Source organism: Paenibacillus amylolyticus (genome assembly GCF_036894225.1).
In the GTDB taxonomy this organism is placed as follows: Bacteria; Bacillota; Bacilli; order Paenibacillales; family Paenibacillaceae; genus Paenibacillus; species Paenibacillus amylolyticus.
In genome coordinates, this window is sequence record NZ_CP145892.1 from 541,013 (window position 1) to 559,748 (window position 18,736).

Annotated in this window: 15 protein-coding genes; 10 read left to right on the forward strand and 5 right to left on the reverse strand. The window is 47.2% G+C overall.

Annotated features, from left to right (window positions below):
* Positions 1-403: 403 nt before the first annotated feature.
* The gene (locus V6668_RS02580) at positions 404-3,112 is read left to right on the forward strand and encodes a PAS domain S-box protein (protein ID WP_036672185.1); all 2,709 of its coding nucleotides are present in this window, start codon (positions 404-406) and stop codon (positions 3,110-3,112) included.
* A gap of 164 nt (positions 3,113-3,276) precedes the next feature.
* On the opposite strand, the gene V6668_RS02585 is transcribed toward V6668_RS02580, so the two are convergent.
* Entirely contained in the window at positions 3,277-4,230 is a 954-nt protein-coding gene (locus tag V6668_RS02585) for an L-lactate dehydrogenase (RefSeq protein ID WP_036607494.1), read from the reverse strand.
* 547 nt (positions 4,231-4,777) lie between these two features.
* On the opposite strand from V6668_RS02585, the gene V6668_RS02590 reads away from it, so the two are divergent.
* The 4 genes from V6668_RS02590 to V6668_RS02605 all read left to right on the forward strand — a co-directional run bounded on the left by V6668_RS02590 (position 4,778) and on the right by V6668_RS02605 (position 8,990).
* Positions 4,778-5,464 (forward strand): hypothetical protein, encoded by a 687-nt coding sequence (locus V6668_RS02590; protein WP_051447040.1) that lies wholly within the window; start codon positions 4,778-4,780, stop codon positions 5,462-5,464.
* Between the two features lie 135 nt (positions 5,465-5,599).
* Positions 5,600-6,421 (forward strand): serine/threonine protein kinase, encoded by an 822-nt coding sequence (locus V6668_RS02595; protein ID WP_338707646.1) that lies wholly within the window; start codon positions 5,600-5,602, stop codon positions 6,419-6,421.
* Positions 6,422-7,055: 634 nt separating this feature from the next.
* Complete coding sequence (gene map / locus V6668_RS02600) at positions 7,056-7,802, forward strand: type I methionyl aminopeptidase (protein WP_036607489.1); 747 nt, start codon at positions 7,056-7,058, stop codon at positions 7,800-7,802.
* A gap of 174 nt (positions 7,803-7,976) precedes the next feature.
* Entirely contained in the window at positions 7,977-8,990 is a 1,014-nt protein-coding gene (locus V6668_RS02605; protein WP_036607487.1) for an NADP-dependent oxidoreductase, read from the forward strand.
* 119 nt (positions 8,991-9,109) lie between these two features.
* Here the strand turns inward: V6668_RS02605 and V6668_RS02610 are convergent, their stop codons facing one another.
* Positions 9,110-9,595, reverse strand: coding sequence for a CcdC family protein (locus V6668_RS02610; RefSeq protein WP_036607484.1), 486 nt, complete (start codon positions 9,593-9,595; stop codon positions 9,110-9,112).
* Between the two features lie 217 nt (positions 9,596-9,812).
* Here V6668_RS02610 and V6668_RS02615 point away from each other — a divergent pair, with 217 nt between their 5' ends.
* Genes V6668_RS02615 through V6668_RS02625 form a run of 3 tightly spaced genes read left to right on the forward strand, consistent with a single transcriptional unit; the run spans position 9,813 to position 13,575 of the window.
* Positions 9,813-10,967, forward strand: coding sequence for a HEAT repeat domain-containing protein (locus V6668_RS02615; RefSeq protein ID WP_036672182.1), 1,155 nt, complete (start codon positions 9,813-9,815; stop codon positions 10,965-10,967).
* On the forward strand, positions 10,948-12,390 hold the full coding sequence (locus tag V6668_RS02620) for a glycosyltransferase family 2 protein (RefSeq protein WP_051447038.1): 1,443 nt from the start codon (positions 10,948-10,950) through the stop codon (positions 12,388-12,390). Before V6668_RS02615 ends, V6668_RS02620 begins: the two co-directional genes overlap by 20 nt.
* A gap of 54 nt (positions 12,391-12,444) precedes the next feature.
* Complete coding sequence (locus V6668_RS02625) at positions 12,445-13,575, forward strand: hypothetical protein (RefSeq protein WP_036607479.1); 1,131 nt, start codon at positions 12,445-12,447, stop codon at positions 13,573-13,575.
* Positions 13,576-14,840: 1,265 nt separating this feature from the next.
* Here the strand turns inward: V6668_RS02625 and V6668_RS02630 are convergent.
* Both V6668_RS02630 and V6668_RS02635 read right to left on the reverse strand, forming a co-directional pair.
* Positions 14,841-15,413, reverse strand: coding sequence for a TetR/AcrR family transcriptional regulator (locus V6668_RS02630; RefSeq protein WP_036607476.1), 573 nt, complete (start codon positions 15,411-15,413; stop codon positions 14,841-14,843).
* Positions 15,410-16,141, reverse strand: coding sequence for an MBL fold metallo-hydrolase (locus V6668_RS02635; protein WP_338707647.1), 732 nt, complete (start codon positions 16,139-16,141; stop codon positions 15,410-15,412). The genes V6668_RS02630 and V6668_RS02635 overlap by 4 nt, the downstream gene beginning before the upstream one ends.
* Positions 16,142-16,571: 430 nt before the next feature.
* Here V6668_RS02635 and V6668_RS02640 point away from each other — a divergent pair, with 430 nt between their 5' ends.
* Complete coding sequence (locus V6668_RS02640) at positions 16,572-17,036, forward strand: Rrf2 family transcriptional regulator (RefSeq protein ID WP_338707648.1); 465 nt, start codon at positions 16,572-16,574, stop codon at positions 17,034-17,036.
* Positions 17,037-17,298: 262 nt separating this feature from the next.
* Positions 17,299-17,925: a nitroreductase family protein gene (locus tag V6668_RS02645; protein ID WP_074093278.1), complete on the forward strand. Its 627-nt coding sequence runs from the start codon at positions 17,299-17,301 to the stop codon at positions 17,923-17,925.
* Positions 17,926-18,040: 115 nt separating this feature from the next.
* Here the strand turns inward: V6668_RS02645 and V6668_RS02650 are convergent, their stop codons facing one another.
* Positions 18,041-18,724 (reverse strand): S-layer homology domain-containing protein, encoded by a 684-nt coding sequence (locus V6668_RS02650; protein WP_076254458.1) that lies wholly within the window; start codon positions 18,722-18,724, stop codon positions 18,041-18,043.
* Positions 18,725-18,736: the final 12 nt, after the last annotated feature.

Consider the following 18,736-nt stretch of genomic DNA (forward strand, 5'->3'; position numbering starts at 1 on the left):
GAGATTATGGGGATTAACGTGTCTGATGTTCCTTAAAATATAAAAAGAGCACATGGACGCCAAATAAGATGTCCTGGGTTCTTTAGAAAATCGTTTAGCCATCCGCCAGAATCGGCTGACTTGGACTTGAACTTCAAGCTTGTTAGAGGCTTAATTTGATCTTTGTATAAAATGTCTGCCTTTGCAGGCACCTCCTAAGTAAATCAAAATTCCAAGTATTACCTCACACATCGTGTGAATTGAATCATAGATTGCAAGCAAAATGAGACGAGAATCTGGTAAAATAAAAAAAGCTGTTTCTAGGCAGGCTTACATGGTTATTCGAGGGTAGGCCCATTTTTGTAAGGGATAATTAATCCCTGCTGTTAGATGAAGATATTGGCTGAGAAAAGAGGGGTAAGCCTTGGATATTAATAAAACGGAAACCCTGAAGCGCATTATTTCTGAGGGAAGTTCTTACCAATCACTGTTTTTTAACCATCCGGATGCCATTTATGTAATGGACATCCATGGAAACTATATTGATGCTAATCCCTCGGTAGAGCGGATATCTGGGTATACACTGGATGACTTGATTCGTATGAATCAGAGTGAGATCTGTCCTCCGGACAGTGAAAATTCACGCAAACAATACATTAAAGAGGTACTGGCTGGACGTTCAGTCAGTAATCCCATTACTTTTTATCATAAAGATGGTTCCCTGAAACAGGCAGAGATAACGTATGTGCCTATAACGGAGGGAAAAGAAGTTGTAGGAATCTATGGCATTGCCAAAGATGTTACCGATATCCTGGAAGTGCAACGTGAGCTTAAGGAGGCACAGGAGAAATATCAGGTGCTGGCTGACCATGCACAAGATCTGATTACAACTTGTGCTACGGATGGCGAGTTGTTATACGTTTCCCCTTCCGTGTACACCTTACTGGGTTATAGGCCGGAGGAAGTCATAGGAAAGTCCTTCAAAGATTATTGTTATTCGGGAGATTATCCGGACCCTATGGATCTTTCCAAGATCGGCAATGGTTGCAAGATGCGTGTGTTGCACAAGAAGGGACATTATATCTGGATGGAGACATTGGCGAAACCTGTGGCTGGAGAGCGTGGCAAGAGTGTCCAGATTGTAAGCATCAGCAGGGATATCACCCAGCATAAGGATGCGGAAAGACGTCTTCGGGAAAGCCGTCAGCGATACAGATCGTTGTTCGAACATAACCCGGCAGCTGTGTATTCATTGAATCTGGAAGGTAAATACAGCGCAGTGAACAGCAAACTGGTGCAAATGTTGGATATTCCGCGTAATAAGCTTATTGGCCAATCTTTTTTATCCAATCTGGATAAATGCGAAGTGCAACATGGCAAACATTATTTTGACATGGTGAAGCAAGGCGAACCGCAATATTATGAGACCCGAGTCGTTAATTCAAGTGGTCGGAAGATTGAAGTATCTGTTACGAATGTGCCCATTATTGTGGATAAGGAAATGGTGGGCGTCTATGGGATCGTGTCCGATATTACCGAGCGCAAGGAATACACGGAACGGATTCAGGAGCTCAGCAAGCAACATGAGCTGATTCTCAACACGGTTACAGAAGGAATATTTGGTTTGGATGCGGATGGAATCACCATGTTTATGAATCCAGCAGCAGCTTCGATGTTCGGTTATGAGGCGAAAGAATTCATTGGCAAAAACTCACATCCCATCATCCATCACACCCGTGCAGACGGAAGTCATTTGCCACAAGAAGAATGCCCGATCCACATGACCGTGTTGGATGGACAGATACGTTCAATCAAGGAAGATGTGTTCTGGCGTAAAGATGGCAGCAGCTTTCTGGTGCAGTATCAGGTGACGCCGATTATTGAACAGGGACAGATTCAGGGCGCGGTGGTTGTATTTAATGATGTGACTGGCGAACGTGAAATTGTACGTGCCAAAGAGACAGCTGAGCTGGCAGCTCAGGCCAAGTCGGAATTTCTGTCGATGGTTAGCCATGAGATCCGGACACCGATGAACGGGATCGTGGGGATGACAGAATTGTTGATCGGTACCGATTTATCGGAAGAACAGCGTGAATATGCCGAGATTATTCGAGACAGCGGTGATGCTCTGCTGAACATCCTTAATGATATTTTGGACTTCAGTAAGCTGGAATCCGGGAAAATGGCACTGGCTTATGAACCATTTGCATTACGCAAGATGCTGGAACAGGTTGCCGAACTGTTTAAACCGCTTGCAGATGAGAAACATCTGGAGATCAGATATCGTCTCAATCCGAGCATCCCTGAGTTCATGGTCGGTGACGCCATACGTATCCGGCAGATTCTGGTGAACTTGGTTGGCAATGCGCTCAAGTTCACAGATCAGGGAAGCATTGAGGTTGCCGTGGATATTATCAAGGGCAGAAAGCCTGAAGACAGTGTTCTTGATTTTGCGGTACAAGATACGGGAATTGGCATCCCCGCTGACAAGCTGGATCAGTTGTTTCAGTCCTTCTCTCAACTACACCCGGTGATTAACCGGAAGTATGGTGGTACCGGATTGGGACTGGTCATTTCCAAGCGACTCGTGGAGATCATGGGAGGCAGTATTAGTGTCGAGAGCATAGAAGGGGAAGGCTCAACCTTCCGGTTTGCTGTTCCTGCGGCGAGTGTAGATGCTTCAGCAGAGCAGACAGCAAGTCAGTTCCATCATGATCGCACACGTCAGAGTGACAAGGTCGCCATGCGTATTCTGGTGGCGGAGGATCATCCGGTGAACCGGAAGATTTTACGAGAATATCTGGAGAAGCTCGGATACCACGCAGATGTATGTACTAATGGTGTGGAAGCAATTGATGCCATCTCTCAGAATGCTTATGATATTGTCCTGATGGATATTCATATGCCTGTGATGGATGGACTGAAGGCGACAGACCTTTTACACCGCCTAATTCCACAGGATCGCATACCTCCAATCATCGCAGTTACAGGCAATGCCAAACGTGAAGATAAGGAAGCTTGTCTGGAGATTGGTATGCGTGACTTCATTAGCAAACCGGTTATGCTGAGTGAGTTGAAGCGGGTGTTACAACAGTGGGGGCCAAGGGACGAACCTCAACTTGCACCAAATTGAACAACTACTCAAATCAATTATGAAATTGATTCATCTGGCTGTGAAAAATAATAAACGCAAACATGCCAATAAGACTCCTCGCATGGAGTGTTATTGGCATGTTTGCGTTGGCAGGCTTTTGAAGTTGAGCTGAAGCATACAAAGTGGAGTTGTATACGAATGGCTTATACCAATGTCAGACGATTGATGTTACCAGATAGGATTTCACAGGAATTGTTGAATTTCTCACGTTCCGTTGCATCCAGATTCAATTCGATAATCTCTTGAATACCATTGCCACCGATGATTGCAGGAACACCGACGCATACGTTATGTTGCTCGTACTCTCCGTCCAGAATAGCCGATACGGCGATGATCTTGTGTTCGTCATTGAGGATGGAACGAGTGATATGCGCGAGGGCATTGCCGATTCCGAATTGGGTAGAACCTTTACGGGTAAAGATTTCCCAGCCGGCATCCTTTGTTTTGCGTGCAATATCCTCCAGATCCAGATGTTTGAAGCGCTCCTTGTGCTGATCCATGATATGCATAATCGGTTTGCCACCGATGGTCACATGCGACCAGGCCACGAACTGTGATTCTCCATGCTCCCCGAGAGCATAACCATGCACACTGCGTGGATCGATGGAGAAGACTTCAGACAGCAGTGTTTTGAGTCGTGAAGAATCAATGGACGTGCCTGTACCGATGACGTGTTCGCGCGGGAGGCCGGATAATTTCCATACCATATAAGTTACTATGTCAACCGGATTAGCAGCGACGACAAAAATCCCGTTAAATCCACTGTTCATGATCGGGACCACGATGTCTTTGGCAATCGACTCTGCTTCCTCCAGAATATCCAGCCGTGTTTGTCCTGGCTTGGGATTCGCCCCGGCAGTTAAGATAATCACATCCATATTGCCACAATCGGCGTACGTGCCTGCATATACCTTAGTGCGGTTATGTGTGAAGTCCATACAATGGGAAAAATCCAGTGCCTGTGCTACAGCACGGTCATACGTCCGGTCCACCATCATAATTTCCCTGCATATAGATTGATTAATCATGGAATACGCACAACTCGAACCGACAAGACCCGCCCCGATCACCGCTACTTTGCCTGATTTGCCTAACACTGCCGTTCAGCCCCCATTTAGATTGATATTTATCCGTTACTAATGTGTCCTATGTTAAGTATAGTCCTTTATTTTATGCTGGAATCCACTTCTACGTTACATAAGATAACACATGGAAAAGCTGTACAGCAATGATATCCGCTATCGCGGGAGCGTATTGGAGTAAAGGAGTTAACAAAATTGACATGAATAATTCATAATCATATGATTTGACGGCGTTTGCACCTGTGTCATTCGACATGACGGCATTCATGTTCGTTGTCGGATTGGGGGTTATTTGTGCGGATCATATACCTGACAAAACTTCTTAGGAATCCGCAGAAACAGAACAAAACCGCCAAAGGGATCTGCCGAGAAGCTGACGAATACATACGGACAAGCAAAAGATAAGCATACTTGATCCATGAGACAGGTTGCCCCGATCCGATGACGGTTCCAAAAAAAGGAACGCTGAAGCCATAATGTTTTTATCCAAGAATCAATTTCATAACTCACTAAAGGTATTATGAAATTGATTCCCAAAAGACTTCATTCCGGGAGGGAATTAATGATGATTGAAGAAGCGGGAGCAACGACGGAAACGGCCAAGAGCCTGGGCATAGGTGCAAGTACTCTTCGTAAATATGCGGCGGCACTGGAAGAACAGGGATACCGGTTCGAACGGTCAGCCAACAAATCCAGACTATTTAAGTCCGACGACATCGAGTGCATTGAACGCCTGATGACTGAACTCAGAGAGCATAATCTACCCCTGGCTGATGCTGTGGTGACTGTATTGGCTCCAGAAGTACCTGTAGCTGTAGTAGAAGTAGATGTCCCGGTGGTGGGAATTGAAGGTCTGTCAGAGACGGAATGTGCAGCGACAGTCATGTCATCTGTACTCCCTCAAGAACCTGAAATAATGGGTAATCTGAGATCCTATGAAGGTCTGGGGCAACTGGTAAGTGAGGTGACTTATGGTGCCGTGGAACAACAACAGGATGATCGGGTACAGCTGCTGCAACAGCGGGTCGATGAACTGGAGCTGACCCTTCAGCATCTGGCTGATACACATATGGCTCTTCAGGAACAGATGGAAAAACAGCGTCTATGGATGAACGAGAAGCTGGAAGAGGAGCGGGATCGTGAACTCGTAACCAATCTGCGCAGTTTTCAGGGAAGAAAACGCAAACCCAAAGGAGTATCCCTGCGTATGTTGTTCGGGTTCCTGCCCAAGAAGCATAAGGAAGCTTGAGCAACAGGCATTTACCCATCGTGATTTTGCATTATGGGCCTGATATAATAAGCTCCATACAACATGAAGACTGGCAACGAACTGCTCAGTATAGATAAAGACTGAGTGGATCAGGAAGCTGGCGTGGGAGGATCTGTGGAGCTGCGACGAAGTTGGCAAAGATTGCTTGGACTATGGACGGATCGTCCTCGGCGGGAAGGCACGACCATTGCTGAGCGTTATACAATACAGGAATTGCTGGGTATGGGGAGTTATGGGCTGACATACCTGTGTACAGATGACCAGAACGGCAGGGAAGTGGCATTGAAGGAGTCCAAGCCTAGCAAGGGCAGACTCTCTGCGCACCTGTTGGAGCGGGAGGCGGACGTGATGAGACGTCTGCATCATCCAGCGATCCCTGATCTATTGGATGTATTCACATCCGGGAGACGAAGTTATATCGTTACCGAGTATATTCGTGGACAGACGCTGGAAGATTGCATATTTGAGCAAGGTCTTCGATATACGGAGCGGGAATGTGTGGAATTGGCAGGTCAACTGCTGGCTCCAGTGGCTCATGTGCATGAGCAGGGATATATTCATGGAGATGTGCGGATTCCCAATGTTATTTTACGTGAAGGGACGGTGCATCTGATTGACTTTGGCCTGGCGAGACGCTTGGGGGAGCCGTTGTTGCCGGAGCTAAAGCGACGTATGCGTGAAGTCCCTGAGCCTGAAGATGAACCGGCTACACCGGATCATGATTTGCAGGATATCGGCCACTTTCTTCTCTTTATGCTGTATTCGGCTTATGAGCCAGAGAAGGGCCGTGAACCCGCCAGTTGGCAGGAGGAACTGAAGCTTACGCCGGAATTGCACCAGATGCTGGAGCGACTCCTTGGACTCCGGCCAAGTTATGAGGGTGGGGCGACAGAGTTACAGGTAGAGATTGAGAAGGTGTTGCTGAAATTACAATGAATAAGCTCTATAGGCGGACCTATATTTGTTATCCGTGACCTCTTCGTATGATATCTATGGGGGTCTTTTTCCTTTTTACTATATAGAAACAATAAAGGGGTGTTCTGTTAGCCGTGTGTATGGCTAGCGAACACCCCTTTATTACATATTCATTTATTGTAGCGTCTAATAAGCTGGTGTGTGATCATTGCTCTTTAAAAGCAGTCGTGTTAGCAGCTTAGCTAGAGCTGTATTTTCTGCTTTTGTAATACCCGGAGCCACTACGGCTATCCCGGTATTTCACATCTGAAGAAGAATAGCGCTTGTAGGAACGCTTGCCTGAGGAGCTGCTGTGACGTTTATATGAGCGCCTGTCTGAGGAGCTATGACGTTTGCGGTGAGATGAAGATTTGGAATCGATAAGTTTGCCGATAATCTTTTTGAACATGAGCTTTCACCCTTTCGACTTCAACTGTTTTAAGCATATACGTGGCTAGATCAGAAGGGGTTTCGAGTTTTTCATGGATAATTGTATTCATTGGACAGGAGCTTGGCGTATAATAGGATGTTGCTGATTGCGCGGAATTTTTTATTTTGAGCGTTTAGCGTTACAATAGAGGACAGGATAAGATTTTAACGGACAGGAGCAGTTGTTATGATTACAATAAAGACCAAAGAACAGATTGAATATATGAAAAAAGCCGGAGAAATTCTCGCCGCATGCCATAGAGAAATTGCCAAAATGATTCGTCCAGGCATTACGACACAGGAGATCGACCAGTTTGCAGAAGCTTTTATGAAGAAAAATGGCGCTACGCCGGAACAAAAGGGATATAACGGGTACCAATATGCGACATGTGCGTCGGTTAATGATGTGATCTGTCACGGGTTTCCGGGAAAATATGCACTGAAAGACGGCGATATCGTTACAATCGACATGGTCGTTAATCTGAATGGCTGGCTGGCGGATTCGGCTTGGTCATATGCCGTAGGTGAAGTGACTCCGGAAGCACAACATCTGCTGGATGTAACCAAAAACTCTCTGTACAAAGGCATTGAACTTGCCGTGGTGGGCAACCGGATCGGAGATATCTCCAATGCGATTCAAGTGTATGCAGAAGGTGAAGGCCTATCGGTTGTACGTGAGTTTATCGGACACGGCATTGGTGAGAAGATGCATGAGGAACCACAAGTGCCTCACTACGGTCCGCCTCATCGGGGTCCGCGTCTCAAGGAAGGCATGGTTATTACGATCGAACCGATGCTGAATATTGGTACGTTCCGAAGTAAGCTGGATTCAGATGGATGGACTGCTCGTACTTTGGATGGAAGTCTGTCTGCCCAGTATGAACATACGATTGCGATTACGGCGGATGGTCCAGTGATTTTGACAGCACAATAATAGCCAAAAGCAGCTACAATGTGACGATATTTGCATATTTCAAGGCGGCCCACGTTTGTGAACCGCCTGTTTCGGTTTAAACTATTAAGAAGTGATAACACAGAGCCAGTGGTAAGTGATCTCAGCTGACAAGGGTTAACCTTGCGTCCACTTGGCAACAAGGAGGTAATTTTGGTGTCTTTAAATAAACAGATCGTACTTGCTTCTCGTCCCGAAGGTGCCCCATCCAGAGAGAATTTCAAATTCATTGATGCACCTCTTCCTGAACCGGAAGCTGGGCAAGTCCTGGTACGTACATTATATTTGTCGGTTGATCCATACATGCGGGGCCGCATGAAAGATACAAAATCCTATGCTGCACCGTACGCGTTAAATGAAGTGATCAAGGGTGGAGCCATTGGACAGGTTGTGGAATCTTCGGAACCGAATCTGCGCAAAGGTGACCTCGTATCCGGTATGTGGGGCTGGCAGCAATATGCCGCAGTGAATACGGCTGATCTTTCGCTAATTGATACCGAAGAAGCACCAATCACGGCTTACCTGGGTGCGCTGGGCCTGACGGGTCTGACGGCTTATTTTGGTATGGAGGATATCGGCAAACCGAAGGACGGCGAAACGGTTGTTGTATCGGGAGCAGCCGGAGCGGTAGGCATGATTGCAGGTCAGATTGGTAAAATTGTGGGAGCACGCGTGGTTGGTATTGCAGGTTCTGATGAGAAATGCGCTTATTTGAAAGAAAAGCTGGGCTTCGATGTGGTGTTGAACTACAAGAAGGAGCAGGATATGTCAGCGGCCATTGAACGGGCTTGCCCGGACGGTGTAGATGTCTACTTTGACAATGTGGGCGGGGACATCTCGGATGCAGTCTTGCGCCACATCAATCGGAATGCACGTATTCCGTTATGCGGTCAGATCTCGTCCTATAATCTGGAGAAGCCGGATATCGGGATGCGACCACAGACGCTGCTGTTAACAAATACAGCATTAATGAAAGGTTTCCTGCTGGGTGACTATACGAAATCCTTCAAGGAAGGCCGCGCCAAGTTGGCGAAATGGATCAAGGAAGGTCATATCCAGTATGAAGAAAACATTGTGGACGGGTTCGAACAGACGCCGGAAGCATTTATGGGTCTTTTCTCGGGAGATAATCTGGGCAAGCAACTGGTTAAGGTTGCAGATCCTGAATAGATATTGAATGGTTTACATGTACAATTAGGTTGAAAACGAAAAGACACGTTCTGCACACCGAGGGGGCAGCAGAACGTGTCTTTTTTATCTGTAAATCTATGCGTGGTCTATGTAGGTGACTAGTGTTCGGCGACCAGCACTTCTTTGTAGTGTTTGTACATATATACACGCCAGCGTACAATCATGCCAAAAGCCAGCAGGAAGAACAATCCGCCTGTTTGCGGAATACTTACATATCGCTGAATGACTTCATGCAGGATCAGGCGTACGGCCAGCAATCCAAGCAAGATAAATGCAAAGCTGCGAGAACGTGTGGCAAAAATTTCTTCACCTACTCGTTCAAACCGTGTACTGCGAATGAGGGGATAGGAGAAGAGGAACCAGCCCACCAAAAACGCAAAGAATGCCCAGAGTAGAGGAACATGTGTTGCTGGTACAACAAACATGAGAAATCCTGTGCTCATGCCGAGCGGAGGAATAAGGATTTTACGAATGGTCACCGGTCTGTGACTGGCTTTCATGCGGATGAAGATGGCAAGCAGTGCCATGACAAGCATGCCCACGGTTGCTCCGATTTGCAGGTAGTACGGACTGATTTGAGCCACGTAGAACTCCCTCTTTCTGGAATAATATGTTATCCGGAGATCCGGAACCCAATACGAATTGCCGGAATTTTCAGTTCCTATTATATCACAAACGCAGAAAGCCGATAGAAAGCTTAGTGTATCATATACCCGATATGTATTCACAGGGTGTATTTGAAAATTTTGTATTATTGTGCCCGTTGTAAGGCCGTTTATTCGATTAAGGGGAAATCATGCAATGATTGGACAACAATGGATGTATATCAAGCTTATCGGCTCACATCATAGAGGGTGGCTTGCAGGTAATACAGATTGGTTAGTACATGTGGTCAGCCTCATATGTGCAAGTGTACTAGCTTTTTTGCTGGTTATCTACAGTTACATCTTATGGATGAAATATAGCAGTAGACGCAGGGAAAAGGTTAAGACGGTACTGATGCAGGAATTACATTCCGAAGATTCGGTGTTACAGCAGTATCTGGGCCAAGGAGAAGTGAAAGCTGACTTAATGAATATGAGTGGAGATCAACAGAGTGTTTTGCAGCAGCTGTTATTGCAACGGCTTGCTCAAGGTCCGGAAGAGCACGAGACTCTGCGAATTCGTCTGTTATCCTGGCAAGTCTTTGGAAGTTCATACCGGTCGGTTCTGAAGACGGGAAAGTGGAGTGAACGGGTCAACACGTTGTTATATATTGAACAGTTTCATATGATAGAGCTTCTGCCCAGGTTAGAGGATATGTTGCGGGTTACTTCCTGTACGCCGCTTGAACGCTTCATCATATTGCGCATATATGCCAGAACCGGTTATTTCAGAATCGTGAAGGAATTGATGCGTGAGCAATATGTATGGTCCGATACGCAGTATCTGCAGATTCTGCTGTTGCTTACCGATTCATCCTGGACTCGTATGAAGGATCATTTTAAGGATGTACCTTACCAGGTCCAGTCTAATATCGTCCATGCCATTCGTATTCGGGATGACCAGACGGAGGGTGCCGTTGTTCTACTGGAGAAGCTCATTCTTGGAGAGGATGCGTTGCTGCGTACCCATGCTTATCAGGCATTGGCTCAAGTGAGCAGAGGTCGCGAAGAATTGCTGAAGGGGCTATTGCTGGTATGGAACGAATCTGGTGAGGAGAGGCAACGCTCTGAAAGACTAACAGTGACCCAGCTTATGGGTACTGTTCATGCGGATGCTTTTATTCCTAGACTGAAGGTAATGATGGGTGATCCTTCTTTTCAGATCCGACAGGAAGCGGCGAACTCTCTTGCCCGGTACGAGCAGGGACTTGAAGAGCTCCGGGATACGGCTGTAAACCATCCGGATAAATATGCAAGGCAGATAGCGGAGGAAACGCTGGAAAGGATGCAGTATGGACGAAAGATGGATTGAGATGCTGCGGAGTTTTGTTTTGGCATGTTACGAGGGGATATTTATCTATCTGGTGTTAGCGATTGTGACGTGTAGTGTTCTGGTCGTTGCTGCCGCTCGCACATTGATCCGCCAGAGGGATCTGGACCCGCTGCAATATCATGAGATGTTGGATGAAGAACTGGCTCCTGCGGTATCCCTGCTTGTTCCGGTGCGGAATAGCGAGGATACGATCGTACAGCGAATCAGCTGTCTGTTGGATATTCAGTATGCACGTTATGAGGTTATTATCATTAATGATGGATCAGAGGATGAGACCATGCGGCGTCTAAAAGAAACCTATGATCTGATGCCCATTCGGAGTAAAGTTCATTATTCGGGACTCGGTCAGGAGACGGCTCAGATTAAATGTGTCTACCAATCCAGATTACATCATCGTCTGGTTGTGATCGACAAGGCTTATGGGGGACGAATGGACTCCCTGAATGCCGGTCTGAATATCTCGCAATATCCTTATATCGCCTCTGTTGGACCCAGGACAGTTCTGGAACGGGATGCATTGGTGAAGATTATGAAGCCCGTTATGGATGCTCTCCCAGGAGAAGAGGTCGTTGCTTGTAGTGGACGAGTAGATCTCATGGCCTCCAGAAATACGAATCAAACGGATTTAACCGACAACGGCGCAAGAAGGACGGGCAGTACGTTGTTTGTAATGCAGACCATTGAATACGTGCGTGCTTTTCTGATTAGCGGTGTGGGCCTTGTTCGTTATAATATTAATGTGCTTTTATTTACGTCTGAAGTATTCGGTATATTCAAAAAGAACCGGGTGTTGGAAGTTGGAGGTTACAAGCGCGATGACCAGGTCGCTCACATGGAACTGGTGATGCGGTTACAGAAACATATGAAGCAGATTCGGGAACGTGGCCGTATTATATATATTCCCGATCCGATCTGCAGGGTAGAAGTACCCGGTACATGGCATCAGCTGTGCAGACAGCGTATCGGTTGGCACATGCAGCTTGCAAGCAGTCTATGGACTCAGCGGAGCATGATCTTCAATCCGGCCTATGGCTGGATGGGGATGGTATCCATCCCGTATTTTATTTTGATCGAATTGTTGGGGCCTGTGTTGGAACTGGGAGCGATCGTGCTGTTCATTGCAGGCATAGGGCTACAGTGGGTGGATATTAACCTATGCATCATTCTCGTTCTGCTACTGACCCTCTATGGTTCCTTGTTGTCCGCAAGTGTGGTGATGTTCGAAATATGGTGTTCACGCAAGGTATATACGTCCCGAGAGGTGACACGTCTGCTGTTGTATGCATGTACGGAGACGTTCTGGTTCAGACCGCTGAATAACATATCCCGTATATATGGCATGTTGCAGGCTATGGGATTGCGGAAGGCAGAGGAAAAGGACAGCAGACATGGATTAGGGTAATCTAACGATCGATCCTGACAATACCTTGGAACAGAGCAAGGAGGAATACGCTTCATGAAAAAAAGTTACAGGCCAGCCACGATGTGGACGTTGGCTTGTTTTACAGTGGTATCGGTGGTGCTGGTTGTCCCATGGATTATGTGGCAATCCCAGGCCCCGGTTTCACTGAACATCATGATTATTGACAAGAGCAGACCGGACTTGTCCTATCAGGGGCACAAGGGGTTGGTTTGGCTTCTGAATCAACAGAAGATTGTACAGCACACAGGGGAATACTACTCGTATGAAGAGGATTATTACGGTTATGATCTTCAGAACGGGCTTCCACGGATGAAGCAACTGCTGCCTGATGAGGTGACAGATACGGATCTGATCTATCTGACGGCGAATCGGAGTAGTCTGTCTGCACACAAGAGTGAAGGGAAACAAGGCGGAATCTATGAAGGATTAACGATATATGATGTGCAGAAAATCCGCGAGGCTGCGTATAAAGGGGTAACGATTGTTGCCGAATACAGTGCATTGGCAAATACGGCTTCCAAGATGACAAGAGAGCAACTATACCCCATCTTGGGTGTGGACAGCAGTGGATGGCAAGGGAAATCGGTATCTAATCTGCAAAGTATAGAAGAAGTACCCCGTTGGATTCGGACGAACTATGAGCAACAAGAGAAGAAGAAATGGTCTTATCACGGAGCGGGTATGCTGCTGATCCATATGGATGGACAGGTCATGGTACTGGCGAAAGGTCCGGATGTGAAGACAGGCAATATACAGATTGCATTTACACCGGAAGGCAGTGATTGGAGCGGCATAACCCAGGATATACATTATAGTGGCTGGTTCGATATCATTGTGCCGCAAGAGAAGAACTCCATACTGGCCTGGTATAAGACGGATCTGACGGAGACAGGTGAGCAGAAGCTGGTGGATGCAGGAATTCCTGCGGAATTTGCTGCACTGGTCCGGTACGACGACTATAATCGGTCGTATTACATGGCAGGGTCCTTTGGAGAGATGAAGCATTATTCCTTCTGGCGCCGAATCCGTGGATGGGAGGTCGTCCGGTCCAAGCTTACGCCAGATCAGAAAGATATTCCGGACATGTTCTACTGGAAAGTGTACGTGCCCGTGATGAAGCATATTTTGAATGAAGTGCAGGATGGACGGCAGCAATGGCCATAGATAGATTATCGAGAACCGTTTCGATGGAAAAAGGGAAGCCAAAGTCCATTCCACCTTGCGAGAGGAACGGGAGATGTACATATTAGAGAAGTGCGTAGATGTGAAAGGCAAAAGTGCGGTTGAGAGACAAGGCGGATCAAGTAAGGATCAGATGGCCAGGTGAAATGGGACTGGGACTGGGTAGATCGAATATGTTTCAGACTCTTACCGCCCTGAACAATGGGAGTTGTAGCTAGATCCAAAACAAAAATTGTCCCGCTGCGGCGTACATGTAGTGAGATCTATTAAATGATTCGTATTAGGACACGTATTAAAATAAGTACTAAAGTGTGCATCACGACCAGGGTAAGCTCCGTATCTAGAATCGCCCCAATGTGTGTACTGAACTGTAGCGTGATCTATACATGAATACTAATAAAGCATGTACTACCATGTGCATTACGAGCAAGGTAAGCTTCGTATCTAGAATCGCCCCAATGTGTGTACTGAACTATAGCGTGATCTATACATGAATAGTAATAAAACATGTACTACTATGTGCATTATGATCAGAGTAAGATCCTTATCGAGTATCGCCCCAATGTGTGCACTGAACTATAGCGTGATCTATGCATGAATAGTAATAAAACATGTACTACCATGTGCATTACGAGCAAGGTAAGATCCTTATCTAGCCATGTATCCGCATCCGCATGATCAACGCAATTTGGAGCATGAACGCTCCGTATTTAGCTCCATAACACAATGTGTGTCTGGATGTGTGCCGCTATGGCAATGTGATTTGAAGCACCGTACGTAGCACGTTCTAACGAACTCAGCACATCTTATATGTCCTAATTTGGTACGTTGGTAAATGTAACGAATCACAGACACGTTTAAATGACGGAATATACTCATTATTCCTGTCCCGCAGCCAGTTTTCTGCGAAATAGGACGTGTGGAGTTCGTTAGTTGTTGTTATTCGCTCTAATTGCCGTTATAGCGTGTCCTCGGTTCGTTAGATTTTGGTCAGAGGGCACTGATCATGGCATCACGCAACCGAGACGCCCTTTTTCTTCTGTATTAAAAAAAATTGTAAAGAAAGAAATTATAAAGAACACAAGCGGATGAAAGATGAATTCAAAGTGGATGTTAATGTGTTAAAAGTCATTGGCGCAACTATAACATTATTACTTCCAAATCTATGGGATGATCCAATACACGGCAATGTAAAAAGGACTGCAGATCCTCTGCAGTCCTTTTTCATGATGCAATGCGTGCCTTAACTAGTCCTGGTGAAGATGCCGGAGTCCGTGCAGGAAGGCGGATACGGTCAGACGCAGACTTTCGTCCGGATCAAAGTCCATGCCGAAGCCGCCTTGTGCCTCAATGGAGGCAAATCCATGGCAGAGGCTGCGCAAACCACGAACGGCGTGCAATGCTTCCGCTTCGGTGAGCGGGTAGGGCTGCAAGCTGTGCAGCAGCAACTCCAGCGTGGCTGTGCTGGCCGCGGCGAGCTGTGGCTCCTCGCGGTCCGGGGCATGAAATGAGGCTTCGTAGAGCCCGGGGTGCTCGCGGACGAAGCCAATGTATGCCGCAGCGATGGCCTGAATGGCATCATCGCCAGTTCGGTCAGCGATAGCCGCGGTTAATGCGCGGCTAAGCTGTTGCACGGACATCAGCGCCATTTCCTGGCGAAGCCCGGGGAGTCCGCTGATGTGGTTGTAGAGCGACGGCGAGCGCACATCCAGCCGCTGTGCCAACGCGGCCAGTGTCAGCGCCTGAAAGCCGTCGCTGTCAGCAAGCTGGGTGGCGGCGCTGAGCAGAGCGCCGCGATCCAGCCCTTGCCGGGGGCTCATAGTTGCCCCCCGGCAAGATCAAACCGCTGCTGTGCATCAGCGGTTGCCGCGCGCATGGCGCCCGCGGGCTGGCGCAGCATCCGTCCGTGGCCTACAGCCAGCACGGACGGTTCCAGCTCCGCCAGGCGCTTCGCGCTGGCCAGAGCCGCTTCGCGGTTCCACGTCGCCAGCGCGGGGAACGGGAAGAGCGGGCGCACGCGGCCGGATACGGCAAGGCCGCCTTGCAGCTGGTACGCGTCGCCAGCGATGAGAACGCGGCTGCGCGTATCCATGAAGGACATATGCCCCGGCGTATGTCCTGGTGAGGCAATGGCGACCAGTGAACCAATCTGGTCACCGTCATTCAGCAAGTGGTTTGGCTGGGTGCGCACCGCTTTGGGCTTAGGCACGCCGCCGCGTACCGGGGTTTGTGGCTCACCGGGAAGAAGGGAAGTATCACCCGCCAGTAACCGGGCATCTCGTCTGGAGATGAAGACCTCGGCTTGAGGCAGTGCCTCTGTGAGACGATCCAATGCACCAATATGGTCGCTATGCGCGTGAGTCAGAATGATCTTGGTAATGGGCTTTCCAAGGGACTGGGCAGTTGCCAAAATCCCCTTAAGACTGACCGGTATTCCGGCATCAATCAGGGTTAAACCCTCTTCCTCTTCAACCAGGTATACGTTCACAGGGAAGAGTCTTGGGAAAAACGTAACTTGAACGACATCAAATTCTCGGGTAATACGCATCGTTAAACCCTCCTTAAAACTAATGGTATTAGTATAATAACTAATGGGATTAGTTTTAGCAATACCTGTTGTTTAATTTATTCAAATAAAAAAAATTTAAAATAATGATGCACTTTACAAAAAAAGCGTTTTCAAATTGGAGATTACCGATTATAATAATCACGTAAGCCCTTTCATATGTCTATCTTATTGGAGCCCTTCGCGTAGCGGAAGGCTCACTTTTTTGTTCTTTTTGGATTAAAATGAAGACGGGATGTTCATCCTAGCTTAATTGTGTTGATGAGCTGTAAGTATTGGTATAACAGGAAAAATCACGTTTGATCTCCATGCTGGGTGAAAGTTGACAAACATAACTGTTATTCATATAATGACAGTTATACTTACCTTGAGTTGGAGTTCATCGGTGTTGTAAGCCGGGAAGGAGTAAGTTATGAACAGTGAATTTACCATAGCGGTGCATTGTCTTGTTTTTCTGTCGATGAGAGATGAGTGTATGGCCAATAGTGAAGATTTGTCCCAGAGTGTGGGTACACACCCGGCCAGAGTCCGTAAGGTACTTAGTGTTCTGCGCAAGCATGGTTACCTGACGACCAAGGAAGGTGCTCATGGTGGGTACTTGCTTAGCCGTCCAAGTGAAGAGATCAAGCTGGGAGAATTGTACAGACTGGTAGCTGGTGGTTCACTCGGTCCCAGCTGGTGCTCAGGGGAGTCCGGTTCATCATGCGTGGTATCTTCCAATATGCAGGATGTGATGGGGAACATATATAACGGAGGCGAAGAGGCGCTCAGCGCTTATTTTGACCGTATATCCATCCAGGATGTGAAAGAGCGCATAGGTCATGGGGAAGCGATAACCCTGTCGCTGAATGGATTGCCTGCAAAGGAGAAGTCCTGACGGAGTCCACAACGAATGGTCCTTCATGACATGGCCTTGGTTTAGTCAGGCATGGTGGACAAGTTACGGCATGGGCGTATGCTCCGGTGAAAGATCCATTGATGTTCTCAAGCGATTCCGGGCATAACCTGAACACAGATGAGGAGAGATCGTCTGCGCTGATGTTATTTTCGGAAGGAAAATCCCTGGTAGAGTAAACTTCGAGATCACCTTGCGAAAGTAAAAGAAGTATAAACAAACTAGATTCTGGGGAGTGGAACACATGTCAGGCATTGAAAAAAATGAAACACTTCGCGTTATTAGCGAACGCCATGCTGTCAAAAAGTACGAAAAAGGGTTTGAATTGCCTGAAGCTGATCTCAATGCGATTCTGACAGCAGCTGCGGAAGCACCATCTTCATGGAACCTGCAACACTGGAGATTCCTCGTGATTGAATCCGAAGCAGACAAAGCGAAATTGCTGCCAGTTGCTTACGGTCAAAGTCAGATCGTGGAAAGTTCGGTTACGATTGCTGTTCTCGGAGATTTGGAAGCAAACCGTAACACTGTAATCTACGATCAAGCTGTTGAAGCAGGCGCACTGACTGCTGAGGTTCGTGACGCATTGGTTGGACAGATCAACGGTGCTTACCAAAGCCCGCAAATCGCTCGCGATGAAGCGATCCGCAATGCATCTTTTGCTTCCCAAAATATTATGATTGCTGCACGCTCCCTGGGTTACGATACATGTCCAATCGGTGGATATAATCCACAAAAACTGATCGAAACATTCAACATTCCTGCACGATTTGTGCCAACGTTGTTGATTACTGTAGGTAAAGCTGCACAGCCAGCTCGCCCGTCAGGACGTTTACCGTTGTCTGAGGTAGTTGTTAAAGGTTCTTTCTAAGTTAGAAAGTTAAATCTGATGATTGCATCAGTGATATAGGTATAATACAAACGGCCGCACTTTCCTGCTGAGGGAAGGTGCGGCTGTTTGGCATACTGCTTCCACCAAGGAAGTATTACTTCTCAGGTGTTTCCGGGATTTGTGGTGCATGGAACGATTCCATGTACTCGATTGCGTTATACATCATCACTGCTGCTTCAGCGCGAGTAATCGTTTGTTTGGGATTGAAGTTTCCGTCGGCATCCAGTTCATTGATTTTAAGAACGAGTGAACGCTGAATGGCACCTTGATACTCTGGCGTAAGTTCCTTTTCGTCGGTAATGTCCACAGGTTTGATATTAATCATCGGCAGACCGCCTTTGGCCTCGATGCCTTGCATCAGGAACAGTGTGAATTGTTCACGAGTAAGCGGTTTGGACGGATCGATATTCTGTGACATCTGAATGCCATTATATTGTGCGCGGATAAATGCATCACTGTACCATACGCCATCTTTTACAGCAGAGAAGTAGTCACTTGGTACCGGCATTTTAATAAAACGAATCGTGTCCAGATTCAGATTCAGGCCGTCCGCAATCAGTTGAATGCCCTGAGCGGTATTTAACTCCAGTTCAGGTTTGAACAAGCTGTCACTCACACCTTTGATGAATCCATCTTTATGGAGAGATTCGATTTTGTCTGCTCCTGCGATACCTTGAATATCCGTGAATTGGGCCTGCGCAGCGTTGATCGGGCCTGCACTTAGAGACAGCGTGAGCAGAGCTCCCGCAGTTAATGTAGCAAGTATATTTTTTTTCATGCTAGGTTCGCC

Excerpts from the sequence above, each read along its gene's own strand:
- V6668_RS02625 (WP_036607479.1), top strand. The coding sequence starts at position 12,445 with ATGAAAAAAAGTTACAGGCCAGCCACGATGTGGACGTTGGCTTGTTTT.
- V6668_RS02645 (WP_074093278.1), top strand. The coding sequence starts at position 17,299 with ATGTCAGGCATTGAAAAAAATGAAACACTTCGCGTTATTAGCGAACGC.
- V6668_RS02620 (WP_051447038.1), top strand. The coding sequence starts at position 10,948 with ATGGACGAAAGATGGATTGAGATGCTGCGGAGTTTTGTTTTGGCATGT.
- map (WP_036607489.1), top strand. The coding sequence starts at position 7,056 with ATGATTACAATAAAGACCAAAGAACAGATTGAATATATGAAAAAAGCC.
- V6668_RS02630 (WP_036607476.1), bottom strand. The coding sequence starts at position 15,413 with ATGAGCCCCCGGCAAGGGCTGGATCGCGGCGCTCTGCTCAGCGCCGCC.
- V6668_RS02640 (WP_338707648.1), top strand. The coding sequence starts at position 16,572 with ATGAACAGTGAATTTACCATAGCGGTGCATTGTCTTGTTTTTCTGTCG.
- V6668_RS02590 (WP_051447040.1), top strand. The coding sequence starts at position 4,778 with ATGATGATTGAAGAAGCGGGAGCAACGACGGAAACGGCCAAGAGCCTG.
- V6668_RS02650 (WP_076254458.1), bottom strand. The coding sequence starts at position 18,724 with ATGAAAAAAAATATACTTGCTACATTAACTGCGGGAGCTCTGCTCACG.
- V6668_RS02635 (WP_338707647.1), bottom strand. The coding sequence starts at position 16,141 with ATGCGTATTACCCGAGAATTTGATGTCGTTCAAGTTACGTTTTTCCCA.
- V6668_RS02615 (WP_036672182.1), top strand. The coding sequence starts at position 9,813 with ATGATTGGACAACAATGGATGTATATCAAGCTTATCGGCTCACATCAT.